This window comes from Pseudomonas sp. E45-MNA-CIBAN-0222 (assembly GCF_040310405.1).
Taxonomy (GTDB): Bacteria; Pseudomonadota; Gammaproteobacteria; order Pseudomonadales; family Pseudomonadaceae; genus Stutzerimonas; species Stutzerimonas stutzeri_AC.
Map to the genome: position 1 here is coordinate 240,416 of NZ_JBEOPU010000004.1, position 21,408 is coordinate 261,823.

At 62.5% G+C, this 21,408-nt stretch carries 18 protein-coding genes and 1 pseudogene; 8 read left to right on the plus strand and 11 right to left on the minus strand.

Annotation, left to right across the window (positions count from 1 at the left end; translation table 11 throughout):
- Positions 1 to 118: 118 nt before the first annotated feature.
- Positions 119 to 2,971, plus strand: a complete 2,853-nt coding sequence (locus AAEZ08_RS08260; RefSeq protein WP_500124071.1) for a putative bifunctional diguanylate cyclase/phosphodiesterase — start codon at positions 119 to 121, stop codon at positions 2,969 to 2,971.
- Between the two features lie 33 nt (positions 2,972 to 3,004).
- On the opposite strand, the gene trhP is transcribed toward AAEZ08_RS08260, so the two are convergent.
- The 8 genes from trhP to zwf form a co-directional block, all read right to left on the minus strand.
- Entirely contained in the window at positions 3,005 to 4,378 is a 1,374-nt protein-coding gene (trhP, locus tag AAEZ08_RS08265) for a prephenate-dependent tRNA uridine(34) hydroxylase TrhP (protein ID WP_500124072.1), read from the minus strand.
- Between the two features lie 127 nt (positions 4,379 to 4,505).
- Positions 4,506 to 4,724, minus strand: coding sequence for an HP1242/YdcH family protein (locus AAEZ08_RS08270; RefSeq protein WP_058063434.1), 219 nt, complete (start codon positions 4,722 to 4,724; stop codon positions 4,506 to 4,508).
- Between the two features lie 173 nt (positions 4,725 to 4,897).
- Complete coding sequence (locus tag AAEZ08_RS08275) at positions 4,898 to 6,328, minus strand: aspartate kinase (RefSeq protein ID WP_482695058.1); 1,431 nt, start codon at positions 6,326 to 6,328, stop codon at positions 4,898 to 4,900.
- Between the two features lie 153 nt (positions 6,329 to 6,481).
- Complete coding sequence (gene thpD / locus AAEZ08_RS08280; protein WP_058063436.1) at positions 6,482 to 7,390, minus strand: ectoine hydroxylase; 909 nt, start codon at positions 7,388 to 7,390, stop codon at positions 6,482 to 6,484.
- Positions 7,391 to 7,457: 67 nt separating this feature from the next.
- A complete protein-coding gene (locus AAEZ08_RS08285; RefSeq protein WP_003284068.1) occupies positions 7,458 to 7,859 on the minus strand; it encodes an ectoine synthase in 402 nt (133 codons plus the stop codon).
- 10 nt (positions 7,860 to 7,869) lie between these two features.
- Entirely contained in the window at positions 7,870 to 9,147 is a 1,278-nt protein-coding gene (gene ectB, locus AAEZ08_RS08290; protein ID WP_500124073.1) for a diaminobutyrate--2-oxoglutarate transaminase, read from the minus strand.
- The gene (gene ectA / locus AAEZ08_RS08295) at positions 9,144 to 9,659 is read right to left on the minus strand and encodes a diaminobutyrate acetyltransferase (protein WP_003297792.1); all 516 of its coding nucleotides are present in this window, start codon (positions 9,657 to 9,659) and stop codon (positions 9,144 to 9,146) included. Before ectA ends, ectB begins: the two co-directional genes overlap by 4 nt.
- Before the next feature lie 629 nt (positions 9,660 to 10,288).
- On the minus strand, positions 10,289 to 11,731 hold the full coding sequence (gene zwf / locus AAEZ08_RS08300; RefSeq protein ID WP_003284063.1) for a glucose-6-phosphate dehydrogenase: 1,443 nt from the start codon (positions 11,729 to 11,731) through the stop codon (positions 10,289 to 10,291).
- A gap of 143 nt (positions 11,732 to 11,874) precedes the next feature.
- Here zwf and hexR point away from each other — a divergent pair, with 143 nt between their 5' ends.
- Together hexR and AAEZ08_RS08310 are read left to right on the plus strand one after the other, a co-directional pair.
- Complete coding sequence (gene hexR, locus AAEZ08_RS08305; RefSeq protein WP_003284062.1) at positions 11,875 to 12,741, plus strand: transcriptional regulator HexR; 867 nt, start codon at positions 11,875 to 11,877, stop codon at positions 12,739 to 12,741.
- 112 nt (positions 12,742 to 12,853) lie between these two features.
- The gene (locus tag AAEZ08_RS08310; RefSeq protein ID WP_003284061.1) at positions 12,854 to 13,063 is read left to right on the plus strand and encodes a PA3496 family putative envelope integrity protein; all 210 of its coding nucleotides are present in this window, start codon (positions 12,854 to 12,856) and stop codon (positions 13,061 to 13,063) included.
- Here the strand turns inward: AAEZ08_RS08310 and AAEZ08_RS08315 are convergent.
- Positions 13,008 to 13,952, minus strand: coding sequence for a LysR family transcriptional regulator (locus AAEZ08_RS08315; RefSeq protein WP_181067433.1), 945 nt, complete (start codon positions 13,950 to 13,952; stop codon positions 13,008 to 13,010). The genes AAEZ08_RS08310 and AAEZ08_RS08315 overlap by 56 nt on opposite strands.
- A 254-nt stretch (positions 13,953 to 14,206) precedes the next feature.
- Between AAEZ08_RS08315 and AAEZ08_RS08320 the strand changes: the two genes are divergently transcribed.
- The 4 genes from AAEZ08_RS08320 (at position 14,207) to AAEZ08_RS08335 (ending at position 18,896) form a co-directional block, all read left to right on the plus strand.
- Complete coding sequence (locus AAEZ08_RS08320) at positions 14,207 to 15,622, plus strand: acetyl-CoA carboxylase biotin carboxylase subunit (protein WP_003284059.1); 1,416 nt, start codon at positions 14,207 to 14,209, stop codon at positions 15,620 to 15,622.
- A gap of 10 nt (positions 15,623 to 15,632) precedes the next feature.
- The gene (oadA, locus tag AAEZ08_RS08325) at positions 15,633 to 17,450 is read left to right on the plus strand and encodes a sodium-extruding oxaloacetate decarboxylase subunit alpha (RefSeq protein ID WP_500124074.1); all 1,818 of its coding nucleotides are present in this window, start codon (positions 15,633 to 15,635) and stop codon (positions 17,448 to 17,450) included.
- Between the two features lie 200 nt (positions 17,451 to 17,650).
- Entirely contained in the window at positions 17,651 to 18,592 is a 942-nt protein-coding gene (locus AAEZ08_RS08330; protein ID WP_003284057.1) for a sodium-dependent bicarbonate transport family permease, read from the plus strand.
- 1 nt (position 18,593) lies between these two features.
- Complete coding sequence (locus tag AAEZ08_RS08335) at positions 18,594 to 18,896, plus strand: DUF3240 family protein (protein WP_003284055.1); 303 nt, start codon at positions 18,594 to 18,596, stop codon at positions 18,894 to 18,896.
- Positions 18,897 to 18,978: 82 nt separating this feature from the next.
- Here the strand turns inward: AAEZ08_RS08335 and AAEZ08_RS08340 are convergent.
- Positions 18,979 to 19,116 (minus strand): annotated as a pseudogene (locus AAEZ08_RS08340) (GNAT family N-acetyltransferase); the annotation flags it as partial.
- 27 nt (positions 19,117 to 19,143) lie between these two features.
- Complete coding sequence (locus AAEZ08_RS08345; protein ID WP_500124075.1) at positions 19,144 to 19,776, minus strand: FMN-binding negative transcriptional regulator; 633 nt, start codon at positions 19,774 to 19,776, stop codon at positions 19,144 to 19,146.
- 121 nt (positions 19,777 to 19,897) lie between these two features.
- Between AAEZ08_RS08345 and pdxR the strand changes: the two genes are divergently transcribed.
- Positions 19,898 to 21,349 carry a MocR-like pyridoxine biosynthesis transcription factor PdxR gene (gene pdxR, locus AAEZ08_RS08350; RefSeq protein WP_500124076.1) on the plus strand — a complete coding sequence of 484 codons (1,452 nt, stop codon included), beginning with the start codon at positions 19,898 to 19,900 and terminating at the stop codon, positions 21,347 to 21,349.
- Positions 21,350 to 21,408: the final 59 nt, after the last annotated feature.

Consider the following 21,408-nt stretch of genomic DNA (forward strand, 5'->3'; position numbering starts at 1 on the left):
CATAGGGGTATTTCCGACGCACCGTGGTATGACGAGGGGCTAGCAACATGCCATTATCAAACGTGTTTTGGTTCCCAGAGAGCCTAATTCGGGTGCAGCTATTACTAGAACAACATCCATGACCGAGTCTATCCGAGCCGCCAACCTGGCATCAGCGCAGCAAGTCCCCAGCGGGGCATCGGCAGCCGATCACCCCGCCGAGCGCACACGACTGTTGTACCGGGGTTCGCGTATTCCGGCTGTGCTGCTGTTGATCACCACGCTGATCTGTGTGGTTGTGCTCTGGGGTGAGCGGGGCGGCATCGAGCTTGGCGTCTGGGCAGGCTGGATGGCATTTCTGGGGCTGTTGCGGCTGCAGCAGGTCATGACTTTCAATCGAACCAGCTCCGAGCAGCAGGCAGAGCCGTATTGGCGCTGGCGCTTCTTGCTGGGCAGTGCTGCCTCTGCGCTGAGTCTGTGCTACGCCATGGTGGTTCTGGTGCCGCCTGACGTGTTCGTCACCCAGGCGCTGCTCTACGGTCTGATCGGCTCGGTGGTGGTGGCAGCCAGTGTCGCCTACGGGGTCAGTCTGCCGGCGTTCTTCAGTTTTGCCGTGCCCAGCCTGCTGCCGACGGGCTTGCTCCTAATGACCAGTGAGCACCCGCTGCAGCAGGGGTGGGGCTTGTTGGCGATGATCGTGCTTGCGACCCTGAGCCTGATCGCTTGGCAGATCAACCGACTGGTCAGCGACGGCCTGCAACAGCGGTTGCACAAGCAGCGCCTGATCGAGCGGCTGGAAAAGGCCGGGCGCGAGGCGGATGTGCTCAACCGTCGCCTGGCATCGGAAGTCGAGCAGCGCCGCCATGCCGAGCAGCAATTGCGTGACGCTTATGACGACCTCGAGCAGCGGGTGGTCAAGCGCACCGCCGAGCTGGCCCGGGTTGCCGAGGAGCTGGGCGAAAGCGAGGCGCGACTGAATCTGGCCCTCGATGCCAGCGGTCTCGGGCTTTGGGACTGGGACCTGCAACACAACCGCATTCACCACTCTCGACTCGAGGTGGTCTTTGGCATCGGGCTACAAAGGCGCCATGACGAAGACGGCTCCCCGCTGCCGGACATCCATCCGGATGATCTGGCGGGTGTCCGCGCCACCCTGATTTCGCACCTGAAGGGCGAAACCGAGTTTTTTGCCGTCGAGTATCGTGCGTTGCGAGCCGATGGCACTGAGATCTGCATGGAGGACCGCGGGCGGGTGATCCAGCGTGATGCTTCCGGGCGAGCGCTGCGCATGATCGGTACCCGTCGCGACATCAGTGATCTGCGCCGCCAGGCCGAGCAGCAGCGACTGGCTGCGACGGTGTTCGAAGCGGCCAGCGAAGGCATGGTGATCATGAACGCCAAGTACCGCGTGCTGGCGATCAATGACGCCTGTTGTGCGTTGTCCGGTTATAGCCGTGAGGAATTGCTCGGTCGTAGCGTGGCGCGCATTGCCGGCTCACCGGAAAGCCAGCGCCAGTACGCGGCGATGCGCGAAGCACTGGAGCGTCATGGCTACTGGCAGGGCGAGCTGATCGAGACGCGCAAGAGCGGCGAGGTCTACCCGCAGTGGGTGCAGTTGCGTGAAGTGCGTGATGCCAACAACAGTGTCTCTCACGTGGTCGCCTTCATTTCCGATCTCAGCGTACGGCGCAAGATCGAGGAACGCCTGCGTTATCTGAGTCAGCATGACGATCTCACCGGGCTCGCCAATCGCGGCCTGCTCAAGGAGCGGCTGCATGAGGCCTGCCAGCGTGGGCATCGCAACGGACGCAACATGGCGGTGCTCTACATCGACCTGGATCGCTTCAAACTGCTCAACGAAAGCCTCGGTCATGAAGCGGCCGATGAGCTGTTGCGCGAGGTATCGCGCCGGTTGAAGCAGACCCTGGCCGATGCGGACACCATCGCTCGCTTGTCTGGCGACGAATTCGTCGTGCTTCTCGATGGCTATGGCAGCCTCAGCGGTCTCGCTCATCTGGGTAGCCGGCTGCTGCAGCGGATCCGCAAGCCGATAGTCGTCGGTGATCAGGAGTTGGTGATCGGGGCTTCCATCGGCGTCAGCCTGCTGCCGGACAACAGCCGCGACGCCGAGGTACTGCTGCGCCAGGCCAGCACCGCCATGCAGCACGCCAAGCATCTGGGCGGCAATACACTGCAGTTCTTTACCGACCGGCCGCAGGCCTCGAGCATGCAGTACCTGCAGCTGGAGAATCAGCTGCGCAAGGCGCTCGAAGTCGGCCAGCTGGAGGTTTTCTATCAGCCACGCCTGAGTCTCGCCGACGACAGCCTGGATGCCGCCGAGGCGCTGGTGCGCTGGCGGCATCCGCAGCGCGGCCTGATTGCCCCCGCGCACTTCATACCGCTGGCCGAGGAAACCGGCTTGATCATCCCGCTGGGTGAGTTCGTCCTGCGTGAAGCCTGTCGCCAGGCGCGTCAGTGGCAGCAGGACGGGCTGGCGGAGATTCGTGTGTCGGTGAACCTCTCGGTCAAGCAGCTGCGTCAGGGCAACTTCGTCAGTCTGGTGCGCCAGGTGCTCGAAGAGACCGGCCTGCCAGCGACGATGCTGGAGCTGGAGCTGACCGAAAGTCAGTTGCTGGACGACATCGACAATGCCATCAGCATCAGCGAACAGCTGCGCGCGCTGGGTGTGAAGTTGGCCATCGACGATTTCGGCACCGGTTTCTCGTCATTGAGCTATCTCAAGCGCTTCCCGGTGGACTACGTGAAGATCGATCGTTCGTTCATCAGTGAGCTGGAGCATTCCAGCCAGGATGCGGCGATTACCCGCGCGATCATCGCCATGGTTCATAGCCTGGAACGCAAGGTGGTGGCCGAAGGAGTGGAAACCCAGGCGCAGATGGATTTCCTCAAGGCCAACCAGTGCGACGAGATTCAGGGCTACCTGCTCAGCCCGCCGGTGCCGGCTGAGCAGTTCGCCGAATTGCTGCGCTAGCGGCGACGCGGTAACGCGCCGCCCGTAGCGGCGTCAGCCGCGAGTAGTCGTGCCTTCCAGTTCGCGCATCAGTAGGGCGTAGCTCAGGTCCACGTCTTCCGGTACGGGTAGATAGACGGTGTGGCCATCGCCTGGTGCTACCTCGATGGATTCGCCGCGCTTGTTCTCCAGCTGCTCAAGGCGCAGGTTGAGATTGCCCTGAGGCGTCATCAGCTCCAGCTTGTCGCCGACAGCGAAACGGTTCTTCACCTTCACTTCAGCCAATCCGTTGCGACGCTCGCCGGTCAGCTCCCCGACGAACTGCTGGCGATCGGAGACCGAGAAGCCGCGCTCGTAGTTCTGGTACTCGTCATGCACATGGCGGCGCAGGAAACCCTCGGTGTAGCCGCGGTGGGCTAGCGATTCGAGGGTGTCCATCAGCGACTTGTCGAACGGCCGACCGGCGAGGGCGTCGTCGATGGCCTTGCGGTAGACCTGCGCGGTGCGTGCCACGTAGTAGTGGCTCTTGGTGCGGCCTTCGATCTTCAGCGAGTGCACACCCATCTGCACCAGGCGCTCGACATGCTGCACGGCACGGAGGTCCTTGGAGTTCATGATGTAGGTGCCGTGCTCGTCCTCAAAGGCGGACATGAATTCGCCCGGACGGCTGCTATCTTCGAGCAGGAACACTTCATCGGTTGGCGCGCCGACGCCTAGGGTCGGTTCAGGGCTGCTCGGCTCGGCCTGTCGCACGGCGATCGGCTCGTATTTGTGCACGATGTCGCCTATCTCGTTTTCCTTCGCCTCATGGGTCTTGTACTCCCAGCGGCAGGCGTTGGTGCAACTGCCCTGGTTGGGATCGCGCTTGTTGATGTAGCCCGACAGCAGGCAGCGGCCGGAGTACGCCATGCACAGTGCACCGTGGACGAACACTTCGAGTTCCATGTCCGGCACCTGCTCGCGGATCTCGGCGATCTCCTCCAGCGACAGCTCGCGGGACAGGATCACGCGGCTGACGCCCTGGCTTTCCCAGAACTTAACCGTGGCCCAGTTCACCGCGTTGGCCTGTACCGACAGGTGAATGGTTTGCGCGGGGAAATGCTGACGAACCAGCATGATCAGGCCGGGATCGGACATGATCAGCGCATCCGGGCCCATCGCTACCACCGGCTCCAGGTCCTTGATGAAGGTCTTCAGCTTGGCGTTGTGCGGGGCGATGTTGACCACCACATAGAACTGCTTGCCCAGCGCATGCGCTTCGTCGATGCCGAGCTTGAGGTTAGCGTGGTCGAACTCGTTGTTGCGCACGCGCAGGCTGTACCGCGGCTGCCCGGCGTATACCGCATCGGCACCGTAGGCAAAGGCGTAACGCATGGATTTCAGCGTGCCGGCAGGGGACAGCAGCTCGGTGCGGTAAGGGGTGCTCATGGCGCGGGACTCGCAGGAGGGCATCGAAGAAGCGCGGCATTTTACTGTGCTTGCCGGCCGATTGCGCGTCGTCTGCGATATTCGGGGTGAGGCGCAATGGCGCCCCGCCTGAGCGGGGCGCCGGGGCTCAGGCGGCGGATGCGTCCTTGAGCATCTCGTAGAGCCGATCCTTGAGATGCAGCTTCTCCTTCTTCAGGGTTTCCACCTCGCTGTCGGTGCCTGGCACGATGTGGGCTTCGATGTTCTTGACCCGTTGATCCAGCTCGTTGTGCTCATCGAACAGGCGGGCAAAGGTCTTGTTTTCTGCCTTCAGGCGGGTGATCAGGTCGCGGTACTCGGGAAACATGGCAACTCCTGCATGGTGGATAAGCCGGCGAGCAGGTCAGGCCCCAGCGGGTAAAGCGTGACGTGCTTCTTGTCTCCATAGTCATCCTGCGCGTTGCCGGCAGTATTGATCGGCGTCAGCGTCCAGACAGCAAAACGCCGGGACGAGCCCGGCGTTTTCCAATGAAGCGTCGATCAGGCCGCTGCGATCACATCGCCGTGATTTTCCGGCTCGATCAGTGCGCGGTGCAGCGCAGCGATGGCGGCGTCGTAGTCCTCTTCGTTGACTACACACTGCATCTCCACCTGGCGGATAGACTGGTGGATCGCCTGGATGCTGATGCCCGCCTCGGCCAGAGCGGCCACGGTCTTGGCGAGGATACCCTTGACCTTGAGGTCGGAGCCGATCGCCGAAACGATGGCCAGGTTGTGCACCGTGACCTCGGCGGCCGGGTAGTGCTCCTCGATCAGCCGCGCGGCGCGGTTGATCAGTTTGCGCGAACCGGAGGCGTAGTAAGTGATGCTGTTGGCGTCGGAATCCTTGTTCACCACATAGAGCTTGAGCTGTTTGAGCAGCTTGCTGATCTCCATGTCGTGGCTGATGTCGCCGAGCATGTCCTGGTCGAACACCTCGATGCCGAAGACGTCCTTGCGCCCGGCGATGATCTCGACGCAGGGCTTCTCGGACTTGTAGTCCTGGCTGATCAGCGTGCCGCCATGCTCGGGCTCGAAGGCATTCTTGATGCGCAGCTCGACACCGGCACGGCGCAGGGTCTTGGCCGCACGCGGGTGGATCGCCTCCATGCCGAGGTTCGAGAGCTGGTCGGCGACGTCATAGTTGGTGCGGCCGATGGTGACCACCTTGTCGGCACCCACCAGATTTGGGTCGGCCGAGGAGAGGTGGAATTCCTTGTGGATGATCGCCTCATGCGCGCCGGTGGCGGCGGCGATCTGGGCAAAGGTGATCTCGCTGTAGCCGCGGTCGTAGGTGTTCATGAGGCCTTCGGCGCAATGCGTGTAGCCGGTGGCGACCACCAGTTCGCGGGCGAAGTCGAAGCTGGCGAAGTGGCTGGCGATCATCTCCTCGAACGGCAGCGGCGACTCCTGCTGCCAGCCGGTGAGATCAGCCAGGCGGGCGTTGACGCCGCGCTGCTTGAGGGCCAGCACCGAGTTGAATGCGCTGTGCGCCTCACCGAGGGAGGCAAGCATTTCGCGCACCTTCATCAGGTGCTCGGAGAGCTGGAAGTGGCCGTAGGCGCAGAGCTTCTGCAGGCTGTGCATGCACTCGCTGGCATCGTCGATGCGCGAGTTGATGAACTGGTTGGCGGCGTGCAGTTCGTACTCGGAGCTGAACAGCTCGGCATTTTTTTCCAGCATGCGCTGGCGCACCTGTTCCAGTGCCTCACGCCAGGCGCCTTCGTTCTGCGCATCGGCGAAACGCTGATAGACACCGGGCTCGCCGGTCTTCTTGTGTTCCAGCAGCAGGTTGGTCATGCCGCTGTAGGCCGAGACGACGAAGATGCGCTGGTACAGCGCTGCGCCTTCACGGTGGCCGATGAAGATGTTGTCGAGGACTTCCTCGAAGCGGCTCATCGACGTGCCGCCGATCTTTTCTACGGTATGCATATTTTTATTGCGTCCGAATCTGGCAGGCCGTTGACGGGCCCGGCGCGGCTGGCGCACCTGTCGATCAACGAGCTGAAAGTGAATTCATCCCTGGGCCGTAAGTGATCGGCCAAGCCGGGGGATCGGGCCCGTCATCAGACGCGCCCAATCGCCTCAGAGATACTGTTGCGGCTGAATGTCCAGCGGCTTGAACGTCTCGCGCTCGGCGACGAATGCCGGGCGGGGTTTCTGCTCGCAGAACGGCGGCTGCACGGCATTATCCACGTGGTTGTAGACGTAGAACAGATTGCTTCGCGCGCTGGGTGTGATGTTGCCGTTGGAGCCGTGCATGGTGTTGCAGTCGAAGAACACCACGCTGCCCGCGGGGCCGGTGGCGCAGTCGATGCCGAAGCGGCCGGCCAGCTCGCTAAGGCTGTTCTGGTCAGGCACACCGAACTCCTGCTTGCGCAGGGATTTCTCGTAGTGGTTCTCCGGCGTGGCGCCGACGCAGCGCACGTAGTGCTTGTGCGAGCCAGGCATCAGCATCAGCGGGCCGTTGTGCGGCTCGTTGTCGGTCAACAGGATCGAGCAGGACAGGCAGCGCATGCGCGGCATGCCGTCCTCGACGTGCCAGGTCTCGAAGTCCGAGTGCCAGTAGAACTCCTTGCCGGTGAAGCCGGGCTTGAAGTTCATCCGCGACTGATGCACGTACAGATCACCACCGAGAATGAAGCGGGCGATGCCGGCGGTGCGCTCGTCGGCAGCCACGCGGGCGAACAGATCGTTGTCGCTATGAATGTCGAACACCGAGCGGATTGCGCCGCTATCGGGTTCCTTGATGGTCTTGCCGGAACCGGCGACGGCGGGGTCCTTGCGCATGCGCTCGAGTTCGGCACGGAACACCGCCACTTCGTCGGCGCTGAACAGATTGGGAATGACCAGGTAGCCGTCGCGCTCGAAACGCTCGATCAGCTCCGCCGCTATCGGCGCATTTTCCAGGTCGCTGCGGTAGACGACCGGATCCAGGCGTTCCTGCCAGCTGGGCTGGTCTTCCTGGCGCGAGGGATACAGGTCGGCTTGCATAGGGTTCACGCTTACCTCCTTTTCTTGTGATGGGGGGCGGCTCGGCGGCCGCCCCGGTAAACCGGTATCAGACGGTTTCGGCCTCCAGCGGATAGACGCCGCTCTCGTCATGCACTTCCTTGCCGTTGAGCGGCGGGTTGAAGACGCAGGCCATCTTCATGTCCTCGCTACCGCCACGCAGCAGGTGCTCGTCGTGCTTGTCGAGGATGTACAGCGTGCCGGGTTCGATCTTGTAGATCTTGCCGTCGGCGATGGTCTCGATCTCGCCGTTGCCGCTCATGCAGTACACCGACTCCAGATGGTTCTGGTAGTGGATGTGCGTCTCGCTGCCGGCGTAGATGGTGGTGATGTGGAATGAGAAGCCCATGTTGTCGTCTTTGAGCAACAGGCGGGTGCTGTCCCAGGTGCCGGTCTTGCTGTGGACCTTGCGGTCGGTCTGCTCGCACTCGGCGAGGGTTCTGACGATCATTGCAAATACCTCAGGAAGCTTGGTTTTCGGTCTGCTCGCTCATCACGGCGGCGAAGGCCTTGTCGAGGATGGCGAGTGCGCGGTCGATCTGCTCTTCGCTGATGATCAGCGGGCAGAGACACTTGACCACTTCGCTGTGGGCGCCGCTGGTTTCGATCACCAGGCCGTTCTCGAAGGCGTGACGGCAGACGGCGGAGGCGATATCACCATCCGGGCAGCTGATGCCGATCATCATTCCGCGGCCCTTGAGGAACAGCGAATCCGGGCCGTGGCGGCGGACGATGCGCTGCATGCCGTCGGCGATGCGCTTGCCCTTGGCCTTCACGCTGTTGGCGAACTCGTCGTTCTGCCAGAAATGCTCGACGGCTGCGGCAGCGGTGACGAACGCATGGTTGTTACCGCGGAAGGTGCCGTTGTGCTCGCCTGGCTTCCACTGGTCCAGCTCTGGGCGCAGCAGCACCATGGCGAATGGCAGGCCATAGCCGGAGAGCGACTTGGACAGGGTCACGATGTCCGGATGGATGCCCATCTCCTCGAAGCTGAAGAAGGTCCCGGTGCGGCCGCACCCGGCCTGGATGTCGTCGACGATCAGCAGCATCTCGTGCTTGCGGCAGAGCTTCTCGAGCTTGCGCATCCACTCGGTCGACGCGGTGTTGAGACCGCCTTCGCCCTGCACCACCTCGACGATCACCGCGGCCGGCTTGTCGATGCCGCTGGAGGGGTCGGAGAGCAGCTTGTCCATCATGCCGATGGTGTTGGTCTTGTCGCCGAAGTAGTTGGCGTACGGCATGCGGCTGACATCGGTGAGGCTGATGCCGGAGCCGCCGCGGTGATGCTGGTTGCCGGTCGCGGCCAGCGCGCCGATGCTGCAGCCGTGGAAGCCGTTGGTGAAGCTGATGATGTTGTTGCGCCCGGTGACCTTGCGCGCCAGCTTCATTGCCGCTTCGACCGCGTTGGTGCCGGTCGGGCCGGTGAACTGCATGCGGTAGTCGCCCATGCCGCGCGGTTCGAGGATCAGGCGGTTGAAGGTTTCGAGGAAACGCTCCTTGGCCGCGGTGTACATGTCCAGGCCATGGGTGATGCCGTCGTTTTGGATGTACTCGAGCAGCGCCTGCTTGAGTACCGGGTGGTTGTGCCCGTAGTTGAGCGTGCCGGCACCGGCGAGGAAGTCGATGTAGCGCTTGCCGTCCTGGGTGACCAGTTCGGCGCCCTGGGCCTGGTTGAAGACCACGGGGAAGAAACGGCAGTAGCTGCGAACCCTGGATTCGTTCAGTTCAAAAGTTTTCATGCGTGCTCCTTGAGCTCTTCTTCTAGATGGGAAACGGTGAACGGGCCGGCGCGGTAGAGCACCTCGTCCTCGTGCTGACCGCCAAAATGCGCGGCGCGGGAAAACAGCGTGCGCGTGGTGCAGTCGGCACCCAGCCGATCGAAGGCCCGCTTGAACAGTGCCTGCGACGCCGCGTTGTCCGGGGAAATGGTGGTTTCCATGAAGCGCACGTCGTGCTCACGAGCCACACGGGCCGTCAGTGCCAGCAGCATGCGCAGGGCCAGGCCCTGACCGCGCATCGAACTGTCGACGGCGACCTGCCAGACGAACAGGGTGTCCGGGCGGGCAGGGGGGCGATAACCCGAGATGAAACCAACCAGCTCGCCTTGGGCGTTCTCTGCGGCGATGGCGGTGTCGGCGAAATCGGAGCACTGCAGCAGGTTGCAGTAGACCGAATTGGTATCGAGGGGCTGGCAGCGCGCCACCAGCTGATGCAGGTTGTAACCGTCGCCGTCGGTTGGGCGACGGAGCACTACGGTGGGGAAACTCAAAACAATGCCTTTGGGGTTGTTGATTGAATTCCTTATTAGGGTAGGCATATCTGGAGAAGTTTCTCAACCCGAACTTCCGAATATGCGAAGTGCTGGGGCTCGCATATATCGCTCAATCCCGCGCTATTACAGCGATTGCGCCATTGATGTATCAGTCTGTTTCATTCCGACTGGCGAGTAATGATCGCTGATAGTTATGAGTGAGTTCAGGGAGTGACACGGGAAGTTCGAGCGTCGTGGCGCGAAGAAGTTCTCAAAGCGTTGCGTGATCTGGGCTGCAGGTGCCGTGAGTGCTGGGTTTCGATCTGTTTCCTGGCGCGCTGCTCAATCGCTGTATTGGTGCGAGTGCTCATGCCATTTTGCGGTGAAGTATGCCTGGAAGAATAGTACGCAATGCGAGCAGGGAAATAGCAGTGATATGCGAGCCGAACTATCCATAATAATTGGCTGATATGACGCCTGTATGTTGGCGTGATACGGCCGAGGCTGAGCTAGTTGATCTCACTAGTTGCCAGGGCCGTACCGGGTGGTTACGAAAAGTCTACCGATCCGCTCTATCTCGCGTTATACGCGGGCTGCAGCGAAGTTGTGAGAAGTTGCTCTGGGTAATTTCATTGCCACCAGTGGCGGCCCTGGCGTTCGATGAATTGGTGTGCCTGATCCGGCCCATCTTCTCCGGCCGGGTACGGCCGCGGTTTGCGGTAGTGGCCATGCCAGCCGCGAAGGATCGGGTCGACCCAGTTCCAGGCCGCTTCCACCTCGTCGCGGCGCATGAATAGCGTCGAATCACCCTCGATCACATCCAGCAGCAGACGCTCGTAGGCCTCCCAGCGGCGTGTGCTGCTGAAGGCGTGAGCGAGGTTCAGATCGAGCTCCACTGGCTCCAGCTGCATGCCTTTGCCGGGTGCCTTGGCCATCAGCTGCAGGCTGATGCTCTCCTCCGGCTGCAGGCTGATCACCAGGCGGTTCACTTCGCCTTTGGTGAACAGCATGTGTGGCACCTGTTTGAAGGTGATGATGATCTCCGAGCGCTTTCTTGCCATGCGCTTGCCGGTCCGCAAATAGAAGGGCACGCCGGCCCAGCGCCAGTTGTCGATCTCGGCCTGTACGGCGACGAAGGTTTCGGTGTCACTGTCGTTGTCGATGCTGGGCTCGAAGTAGTAGGCCTGCACATCCTGGCCGCCGATCTGGCCTGCGCCGTATTGGCCGCGCACGGTCTTGTCCAGTACATCGTTGCCGGTGATGGGCTTGAGCGCCTCGAGCACCTTCACCTTTTCGCCGCGGATATGCTTGGCGTCGAAACGCACCGGCGCTTCCATCGCCACCAGGCAGAGCAGCTGCAACAGGTGGTTCTGCAGCATGTCGCGCATGGCGCCAGCGTTGTCGTAATAGCCGCCGCGGTTCTCCACGCCGAGGGTCTCGGCGACAGTGATTTGCACGTGATCGATATGTCCGGCGCGCCAAATCGGTTCGAACAACGCGTTGGCGAAGCGCAGGGCCATGAGGTTCTGCACCGTCTCCTTGCCCAGGTAATGGTCGATCCGGTAGATGCGTGACTCGGGGAATACCGCGCCGATCGCTTCGTTGATCTCCAGCGCCGAATCGAGCGAGTGACCGATGGGCTTTTCCAGCACGATGCGTGCGTCGTCCCCAGCCAGGCCTGCACTTTCGAGGTTGGCGGCGATAGGTTCGAACAGATCAGGAGCAGTCGCCAGGTAATGCACCCGCACACGCCCTTCGGCCTTACCGAGATGATGGGCAAGTCGGACGAATTCACCGCGCTGGGTGGCGTCCATGGCGAAGTAATCCAGGCGTTGGGCGAAGGCTTGCCAGGTGTCGGCACTGAAGTCGTTACGCGCAACCTGGGCACGGCAATGCCGCTCCGCCAGAGCCACGTAGCCATCGCGGTCGAGCTTCTTGCGTGCCAGGGCGAGGATCCGCACGTCGGCGTGCAGGCGACCGTCGCGGTGCAGGTGGTAGAGCGCCGGAAGCAGTTTGTGCAGCGTCAGGTCACCGGTTCCACCGAACACGAGCATGTCACAGGAAATCGACATCGGGTCACTCCTAGAGGCCAAAAAATGGGCGGCATGCCGAGGCTTGTAGTATAACTACCGCCCCACTACAACCCGCTGATGGCCGAGCGGCGCCTGTTGCGCCTGAATGAGGCCGTCATACGTGATCATAGCGAGTCCGGAACGTGAATCTGCTGCAGCACATCGCCCAGTCTAGAAGCCTGCTACGGAAGTCGGAGCTTAAGGTGGCCGATCATGTGTTGCTCGATCCGGCCGCGGTGATGCACAGCTCCATGGCAGACCTCGCGCATGCCGTGGGTGTCAGCGAGCCGACCATCGTGCGCTTCTGTCGCGCTATCGGCTGCCTCGGCTTCCAGGATCTCAAGCTGAAGCTGGCGCAGAGTCTGGCGGCCGGTGCCAGCTTCGGTCAGTTCGCGATCAGCGAGAACGACTCGGTAACCGATTTCGCGCTGAAGATCTTCGACACCACCCTGCACACGCTGATGGAGGTGCGCGAGAAGCTCGACTCCGACGCGCTGGAACGCGCCGTCGCCGCCATGGCCAAGGCCGAGCGCGTGGAGTTCTATGGTTTTGGCGCCTCCGGCGCGGTGGCTACCGACGCACAGCACAAGTTCTTCCGTCTGTTGCTGTCAGCCGCGGCTTATTCCGATCCGCATATGCAGGCGATGTCGGCGGTGACCCTCAAGCCCAGCGATGTGGCCATCTGCATTTCCCAATCGGGGCGCTCCAAGGACCTGCTGATCACCGCCAACGTGGTGCGGGAGTCTGGCGCTACGCTGATCACCCTGTGCCCGAGCCAGACGCCGCTGGCCGAGCTGGCCACCATCAACCTGGCCATCGACGTGCAGGAAGACACTGAGATCTACACCCCGCTGACCTCGCGCATTGCCCATCTGGTGGTAATCGACGTGCTGGCCATGGGGGTCGCGATGGCGCGCGGACCGAGCCTGGTCAATCACCTCAAGAGCGTGAAACGCAGCCTGCGCAGCCTTCGCCTGTCGCCACAGAAGGTCAAGTCGCACGAAGACTGAGCGGCTGTTCTGCAGGTTGCTCCGTTTTCATCGGCGCGTAATGGCGCTGACTTCATGCTGTCATCCATAGCGTCGATGCTGGTTTTCCCTTACCTGTTCTGGGAGACCGCCCATGCTCCGGCACACCGACGACAGCCAGCTCGACAGTAAGTCCCGTCGCAAACAGCAGGATGAGCGCCGCATGCGTTTTCGCCGCGCTATAGAAAGCTACACCGAGCAACGCCAGCTGCATGCCGAACTCAATGACTACGCCGACGCGCTGGTGATCAGCTCGCTGCGGGACTCGTCGGCGAGCCGGCGAAGCGCTCCGCCAGCGCACTGATCTGCGCGCGCTCTTCACGGAGGAAGGCGAAGAACGCCTGGGCCACCGGGCTCAGGCGCTTGCCGCGCGGATGCACCACGCACCAGCTGCGGTACAACGGCAGTTCCACCACCGGCAGCTCGCATAGCCGCCCGCTGGCGAGCTCCAGGTGCACCGCGTGGCGTGGCAGCAGGGCCAGACCGAGCCCGGCCACCACGCACTCGCGTAGCGCGTCCAGCGAGGCAACCTGGATAGTCTGAGCGAAATGCGCGCGCTTCTGGCGTAAGTAGTCATCGCCGGCGCGGCGCGTACCGGAGCCTGGCTCGCGTACCAGCAGTGGATAGCCTGTGAGGTCCTGCAGCGATAGCGTTGCCGCCCTACATAGCGGGTGCTCGGGCGGCGCCACTGCGATGATCGGGTTGTTCAGAAAGGGCATGAACTCCAAGTCCATGTCGGTAGGCACCTGAGACATGATCAGCAGATCGTCACGGCTCACTGACAGGCGCTTGACCGCCTGGGCGTGGTTGACCACCACCAGCTGCAGGCTGACCTCTGGATGCAGGCGCTTGAAGGCGGCGAACAGGTGTGGGGTGACGTACTTGGCGCTGGACTCTACGGCCAGGTTGAGTTGCCCCTGCAGCGAGCCCTGCAAGTCGGACAGCTGCATGTCGAGGCTGTCCAAACGACCGAAAATGTCTGTGCTGGCCCGTTGCAGTGCTTCAGCAGCGTCGGTGAGATAGAGCTTCTTGCCGACATACTCGAACAACGGCTGTCCGACCAATTCTTCCAGCTGGCGAATCTGCAGGCTGACAGCAGGCTGGGTCAGCGACATTTCTTCTGCTGCGCGACTGTAAGAGAGCGTTTCGCAAACCGCACGAAATACCTGTAGCTGGCGCAATGTCATGCGCATCAGCGATTTTCGCATCACGTTTACCGCATTTTAGGGTGATTGGTTCGCTGGAGTGGAGCCCGGCGATGTGCTGACCGATTGGCCAGCTTAATGCGCTGTTGCCTACATCTATAAGTAATTACTTATCATCAAGCAAACAATTATTCATTTTCGATAATCCCCCGTGCGGGCGTAGGGTGAAAAGGCTCGTTGTGAATGCGAGTGATCATGACCCGCATACGGGTCACCTGCTCATCGACCGAGGGACTGACAGCGTGATCAAGAAGCTGCTGATCGCCAACCGCGGTGAAATTGCCGTCCGCATCGTGCGGGCCTGCGCCGAAATGGGCGTGCGCTCGGTGGCGGTTTTCGCCGAGCCCGACCGCCACGCATTGCACGTCAAGCGCGCCGACGAGGCGCACTTTATTGGCGACGACCCGTTGGCCGGCTATCTGAACCCGCGAAAGCTGGTCAATTTAGCTGTGGAAACCGGCTGCGACGCCCTGCATCCGGGCTACGGCTTCCTCTCTGAAAACGCCGAGCTGGCGGAAATCTGCGCCGAGCGTGGCATCCGCTTCGTCGGCCCGAGCGCCGAAGTGATTCGCCGCATGGGCGACAAGACCGAGGCACGGCGCAGCATGATCAAGGCTGGCGTGCCGGTCACACCAGGCACCGAAGGCAACGTGGCGAATGTTGAGGAAGCGCTGGCCGCGGCTGACGGCATTGGCTATCCGGTGATGCTCAAGGCGACGTCTGGCGGCGGCGGTCGTGGTATCCGTCGCTGCAACTCGCGCGAAGAATTGGCCCAGGCCTATCCGCGGGTCATATCCGAGGCCACCAAGGCCTTCGGTTCGGCCGACGTGTTCCTGGAGAAATGCATCGTCGAGCCCAAGCACATCGAGGCGCAGATCCTTGCCGATTCCTTCGGCAACACCGTGCATCTGTTCGAGCGCGATTGCTCGATCCAGCGGCGTAACCAGAAGCTCATCGAGATCGCCCCGAGCCCGCAACTCACGCCTGAGCAACGGGCCTATATCGGCGACCTGGCGGTACGTGCTGCCAAGGCGGTGGGTTACGAGAACGCCGGCACCGTGGAGTTCCTGCTCGCTGAAGGCGAGGTGTACTTCATGGAGATGAACACCCGGGTACAGGTGGAGCACACCATCACCGAGGAAATCACCGGTATCGACATCGTCCGCGAGCAGATCCGTATCGCTTCGGGCCTGCCGCTCTCGGTCAAGCAGGAAGACATCCAGTATCGCGGCTTCGCCCTGCAGTTCCGCATCAACGCCGAGGAGCCTCGCAACAACTTCCTGCCATGCTTCGGCAAGATCACCCGTTACTACGCCCCCGGCGGCCCCGGTGTGCGTACCGATACGGCGATCTACACCGGCTACACCATCCCGCCGTACTACGACTCCATGTGCCTGAAGCTGATCGTATGGGCGCTGACCTGGGAGGAGGCGCTCGCCCGCGGTTCGCGCGCACTGGACGACATGCGCGTGCAGGGCGTGAAGACCACCGCCACCTACTATCAGCAGATTCTCGCCAACCCGGATTTCCGCAGCGGGCAGTTCAACACCAGCTTCGTCGACAACCATCCGGAATTGCTGAACTACTCGATCAAACGCAAGCCGGGCGAGCTGGCCCTGGCCATCGCTGCCGCCATCGCCGCCCACGCAGGACTGTGAGGAACGAACCATGACTGCTCAGAAGAAAATCACCGTTACCGACACCATCCTGCGTGATGCTCACCAGTCGCTGCTGGCCACCCGCATGCGCACCGAAGACATGCTGCCCATCTGCGACAAGCTCGACCGCGTCGGGTACTGGTCACTGGAAGTCTGGGGCGGTGCGACATTCGACGCCTGCGTGCGCTTCTTGAAAGAGGATCCCTGGGAGCGTCTGCGCCAGCTCAAGGCGGCGCTGCCCAATACCCGCTTGCAGATGCTATTGCGCGGGCAGAACCTGCTGGGCTATCGGCACTACGCCGATGACGTGGTCGAAGCCTTCTGCGCCAAGGCGGCGGAAAACGGTATCGACGTGTTCCGCATCTTCGATGCGATGAACGATGTGCGGAACCTGGAAACCGCCATACGTGCGGTGAAAAAGACCGGCAAGCACGCGCAGGGCACCATCGCCTACACCACCAGTCCGGTGCACACCGTCGGGTTGTTCGTCGAGCAGGGCCGGGCGATGCGTGACATGGGCGTCGACTCCATCGCGATCAAGGACATGGCCGGGTTGCTGACGCCGTTTGCCACCGGTGATCTGGTCCGTGCGCTGAAGGCCGAGATCGATCTGCCGGTGTTCATCCATTCCCACGACACGGCGGGCGTGGCCAGCATGTGTCAGCTCAAAGCCATCGAGAATGGCGCCGACCACATCGACACCGCGATCTCGTCCATGGCCTGGGGCACCAGCCACCCCGGCACCGAGTCCATGGTCGCCGCGCTGCGCGGCACGCCCTACGACACCGGCCTCGATCTGGAACTGATCCAGGAGATCGGGCTGTACTTCTATGCGGTGCGCAAGAAGTACCACCAGTTCGAGAGCGACTTCACCGGCGTCGATACCCGCGTGCAGGTCAATCAGGTGCCGGGCGGGATGATTTCCAACCTCGCCAACCAGCTCAAGGAGCAGGGCGCGCTAAACCGCATGGACGAAGTGCTGGCCGAGATCCCGCGCGTGCGCAAGGACCTGGGCTACCCGCCGCTGGTCACGCCCACCTCGCAGATCGTTGGCACCCAGGCGTTCTTCAACGTGCTGGCCGGCGAGCGTTACAAGACCATCACCAACGAGGTGAAGCTCTACCTGCAGGGCGGCTATGGCAAGGCACCGGGCACCATCGACGCCAAGCTACAGCGCCAGGCGATCGGCGGGGAAGAGCTCATCGAGGTGCGCCCGGCGGACCTGATCAAGCCCGAGTTGGATAAGTTGCGGCGCGAAATCGGCGCGCTGGCCACGTCCGAAGAAGACGTGCTGACTTATGCCATGTTCCCCGACATCGGCCGCAAATTCCTCGAGGAGCGCGAGGCCGGCACGCTGGTGCCCGAGACCTTGCTGCCGATTCCTGACGGCAGCACGGCGACCGCCGCGGGCGGGCAGGGCGTGCCGACCGAATTCGTCATCGATGTGCACGGTGAGACCTACCGCGTCGACATCACCGGCGTGGGCGTCAAGGGCGAAGGCAAGCGGCACTTCTTCCTCTCTATCGATGGCATGCCGGAAGAAGTGGTATTCGAGCCGCTGAACAATTTCGTCGGCGGCAGTAGCGGCAGCCAACGCAAGCAGGCCAGCGGACCGGGCGATGTGAGTACCAGCATGCCGGGCAACGTGGTCGATGTGCTGGTCAAGGAGGGCGATGTGGTCAAAGCCGGCCAGGCCGTGCTAATCAGCGAAGCGATGAAGATGGAAACCGAGATCCAGGCGCCCATGGGCGGAACCGTAAAAGCGGTTCATGTCGCCAAAGGTGACCGGGTGAACCCGGGCGATGTCTTGATCGAGATCGAGGGCTGAATATGGGCGGCGTGACGTGGTATCACGTCACGCCGGTTCGGGTTACGCGCAGGGCGGGCTATGCTGCAAAAACAGTGCGGGCGGGCTCAATGGCTATCGCGTGCTGGGCAAAGTGTCCCCTTTGGAGCCCAAGCGGCTCCTTTTTTTCAGGTCCATGTCTGCCAGGGAGTGGTACACCTTCCATGCTGTGGAGAATGTAGATGGGTATCGACCCAGTAGTGCTGTTCTTCGTCTTCGGCCTGTTCGCCGGGCTGGTGAAAAGTGAGCTGAAGCTGCCACCGGCACTGTATGAAACGCTTTCCATCGTGTTGTTGTTGGCAATCGGTCTGCATGGCGGCGTAGAGCTGGCCGAGCAGGCCAGTGCGGCGTTGCTGGGTCAGTCGCTGCTGGTGCTGGCGCTGGGCGTGTTGCTGCCGATCCTGGCCTTCGTCCTGTTGCGCGGCCTGCGCTTCGACCGCGTGAATGCGGCTGCGGTGGCGGCGCACTACGGTTCGGTGAGCGCGGGTACGTTCGCCGTAGTGGTGGCTTATCTTGCCGCGCGGGAAATCTTCTTCGAGAGCTATATGCCGCTATTCGTGGCGATTCTCGAAATCCCGGCGATCCTGGTCGGCATCCTGCTGGCCAAGGGTGTGTCGCGTGATACCGATTGGAAGGAGCTCGGCCGCGAGATCTTCCTCGGCAAGAGCATCATGCTGCTGCTCGGTGGCCTGCTGATTGGCGCGATCGCCGGCAAGGAGGCGATCAAGCCGCTCGAGCCGCTCTACACCAGCATGTTCAAACCGGTACTGGCGTTCTTCCTGCTGGAGATGGGCCTGATTGCCTCCGGTCAGCTGGGTTCGCTCAAGCGCTACGGGATCAAGCTCGCCGCGTTCGCCCTGATCATGCCGCTGATCGGCGCGTTGATTGGCGCCATGCTGGCGCGCTTCATGGGCCTGTCGCTGGGCGGCACGGCGATGCTCGCGACCCTGGCGGCAAGTGCGTCCTACATCGCGGTGCCCGCGGCGATGCGTCTGGCGGTGCCGGAGGCCAATCCGTCGCTGTCCCTCACCGCATCGCTGGGCATCACCTTTCCGTTCAATATTCTGATCGGCATACCGCTCTACCTGGCCTTCGCCGAGCGGCTGATCGCCTGGGGGTTCTGAGATGAACGCGCATAACCGTACGCTGCTGACCGTGATCTGCGAGGCAGCACTGGAACACAAGCTGGTCGGCGACCTGAAAACCCTCGGCGCGCCAGGCTGGACGCTGTCGGACGCGCGCGGCAGCGGTAGCCGCGGCGTGCGCAGTGCCGGCTGGGACACTGACGGCAATATCCGCGTGGAGGTGATCTGTAGCCGCGAGATCGCCGAGCGTATCGCTGAGCATCTGCAGGCACGCTATTACGAGCACTTCGCCATGGTCTGCTACCTGTCCGAGGTCGAAGTACTGCGGCCGGAGAAGTTCTAAGTCGACCGGATGGGCGTGCCCGGAGCGGTCCGGGCCGCTATTCACCGGGCATTCGCCGTCCCGGTCATGCCGAACAATGGCGGTCGAGAAAACGCTCCCAGGTGTTGGTGGTGATTTCCGTCGGCAGCTCACTTTCATAGAAGCGTAGATAGGCCTGCCAGAGTGCTAGCCATGCAGTGTGGTCGGCGGTGGTGACCGAGCGAATTTCGAGGCTGGGCATTAGGCGACTCCTTCGTCTGAGTTGCTGTCAGCGCGCGTTGTTCATCAGCTGCGCGACTTGGTTGGCACTCGTCAGTGGGCTAGCTGCCAGCGCATCGCGGACCCCTGTGCGGTTATCCGAGGGTTGATTCTGGCTGAGCTTCCATTTGCCTTCGATGCGTTCGATGGGTAGGGAAAACCCGACGATGGCGTGCAGCATGGCGTCCAGGTAGTCGGCGGGCGCGTCATCCAGCGACCAGGGGTGCGGCTGGTCTCTCTCGTGATGGTCGCTTAGCTTGGCGACCAGTTCGCGAAGGCGCGACGGTTCGTCGAACATCTCGGCCGTGCCCCAGGCATGCACGGCGACGTAGTTCCAAGTCGGCACCGCCTTGTGATCGCGGGCCTTGCTCGGGTAATACCCGGGGCTGACATAAGCCGAGGCGCCGTTGAACACTGCCAATACCTCCGCGCCCTGCGCGAGATCACGCCACTGCGGGTTGGCGCGAGCGAAGTGCCCATGCAGCGTGCCCCGATTTTCCGCGTGGCGTTCCAGTAGCACGGGCAGGTGACTGGCGAGCAGTCCCTGTTCGCCGGCGGTAACCAGTGTCGCCAGCGGTGATTGGTCGATGAGATCGTGCAGCTGAGCGAGGTCAACGACGCGAAAGGAGGTGGGCGAATACATGGCTTGGTCTCTGAGGTAATAAGGTGATGCTAAGTGCGGTATTGGTCCTTTGTAAGAGCCATTTATGGCCTTTTACATAGAGCCAATTTAGGCTGGTGCTTTGCCCAACCAGGCCGTCGCCGTGACCAGTAAGCCGCCTTTACCCCTCGACCCTGCCGGTTTCCACCTCGATCCGCGCAAAGGCCTGGCTCGCCAGCTGTACCAAGCGTTGCGCGAGCGCATTCTCGACGGCCGCATGGCCAGCCGCATGCGCTTGCCTGCCAGTCGCGAACTGGCTGAGACGCTCGGCGTGTCGCGCAATACCGTGGTGCGCGCCTATGACCAGCTATATGCCGAAGGCTATGTGGAAGGGCGTATTGGTGACGGCACCTACGTCGCTGAGCTGGGCAGTGGCATGCCTGCCTCCACGCCGCCGGTGTTGCAGGCGCGTGCCCCCGAATGGTTACAGGCGCGCTTGCAGGCGCACGGTCCTGGCGCACCGCCATCGGGCCCACCCCGGGCATTCCGCCTTGGTTTGCCAGCGCTTGATTTGTTCCCATTCGACATCTGGTCGCGCCTGCAGGCGCAGTTCTGGCGGGCGTCCTCACTCGATCAGTTGGGCTACGGTGACCCGGCCGGCGATCCGCGCCTGCGCGAGATGGTCGCGGCCTACCTGCGTAACGGGCGTGGCCTGCGCTGTTCGCCCGAACAAGTGGTGATCACCAGCGGTGCGCAGCAGGCCATCAGCCTCTGCACCCAGCTGCTGTTGCAAGCCGGCGATAGCGTGGCAGTGGAAAACCCCTGCTACCGCGCTGCCGCGCAGACCTTCGCCGTTGCCGGTGCGTGCCTGCGTGGGGTGGCGGTGGATGAGGACGGGCTTGATACCCGCCAGCTGGCAGCGCTGCACGATTGCCGGCTGGTCTATGTGACGCCGTCGCACCAATACCCCAGTGGTGTAACCCTGTCGCTGGCACGCCGTCTGGAGCTGCTCGACTGGGCCGAACGTGAAGACGCCTGGATCATCGAGGACGACTACGACGGCGAGTACCGCTATAGCGGCGCCCCGCTTGCGCCGCTGGCGTCGCTGGACCGGCAGGGCCGGGTGCTTTACGTCGGTACCTTTTCCAAGGTGCTGTTTCCAGCATTACGACTGGGCTATCTCGTTGTGCCGCCGGCATTGGTCGAGCCGCTGGCGCAGTTACGTACCCTTGCCATGCGCCATTCGGAAGTTGGCACTCAAGCGGTGCTCGCCGAGTTCATCGCGCGCGGCCACTTCCAGCGGCATATCCGGCGCATGCGCCAGGCCGCGCGCTCGCGTCGCGATGCTTTGCTGCGGAACTGGCCCGCCAAGGAAGCCGGAGTGATGCTGCCGCCGATTCATGCCGGATTGCATGTTTGCGTGCCGTTGCCGAGTTTGGCCCGTGAACGCGAGCTGCTGGATAAGGCGGCCGCGATTGGCATCGAACTGAGTGCCTTGAGCGACTATTGCCTGCCTCCCGGGCCTGTTCGCGCCGGTCTGGTGTTGGGCTTTGCCGGCATCGACGAGCTGCAGATCGGCCACGCTCTGGAAAATCTGCGCCGGGCCTGGCGTTGACTGTGATGGACGCGCTCTGACCGGCGTCTAGTAGCCTACGGCGCAGCGCCCGACTTACT

Coding starts and splice junctions, on each gene's coding strand:
- AAEZ08_RS08260 (WP_500124071.1), top strand. CDS start 119: ATGACCGAGTCTATCCGAGCCGCCAACCTGGCATCAGCGCAGCAAGTC.
- trhP (WP_500124072.1), bottom strand. CDS start 4,378: ATGAGCACCCCTTACCGCACCGAGCTGCTGTCCCCTGCCGGCACGCTG.
- AAEZ08_RS08270 (WP_058063434.1), bottom strand. CDS start 4,724: ATGTTTCCCGAGTACCGCGACCTGATCACCCGCCTGAAGGCAGAAAAC.
- AAEZ08_RS08275 (WP_482695058.1), bottom strand. CDS start 6,328: ATGCATACCGTAGAAAAGATCGGCGGCACGTCGATGAGCCGCTTCGAG.
- thpD (WP_058063436.1), bottom strand. CDS start 7,390: ATGCAAGCCGACCTGTATCCCTCGCGCCAGGAAGACCAGCCCAGCTGG.
- AAEZ08_RS08285 (WP_003284068.1), bottom strand. CDS start 7,859: ATGATCGTCAGAACCCTCGCCGAGTGCGAGCAGACCGACCGCAAGGTC.
- ectB (WP_500124073.1), bottom strand. CDS start 9,147: ATGAAAACTTTTGAACTGAACGAATCCAGGGTTCGCAGCTACTGCCGT.
- zwf (WP_003284063.1), bottom strand. CDS start 11,731: ATGTCGATTTCCTGTGACATGCTCGTGTTCGGTGGAACCGGTGACCTG.
- AAEZ08_RS08310 (WP_003284061.1), top strand. CDS start 12,854: ATGCTCCGGCACACCGACGACAGCCAGCTCGACAGTAAGTCCCGTCGC.
- AAEZ08_RS08315 (WP_181067433.1), bottom strand. CDS start 13,952: ATGCGCATGACATTGCGCCAGCTACAGGTATTTCGTGCGGTTTGCGAA.
- oadA (WP_500124074.1), top strand. CDS start 15,633: ATGACTGCTCAGAAGAAAATCACCGTTACCGACACCATCCTGCGTGAT.
- AAEZ08_RS08330 (WP_003284057.1), top strand. CDS start 17,651: ATGGGTATCGACCCAGTAGTGCTGTTCTTCGTCTTCGGCCTGTTCGCC.
- AAEZ08_RS08335 (WP_003284055.1), top strand. CDS start 18,594: ATGAACGCGCATAACCGTACGCTGCTGACCGTGATCTGCGAGGCAGCA.
- AAEZ08_RS08345 (WP_500124075.1), bottom strand. CDS start 19,776: ATGTATTCGCCCACCTCCTTTCGCGTCGTTGACCTCGCTCAGCTGCAC.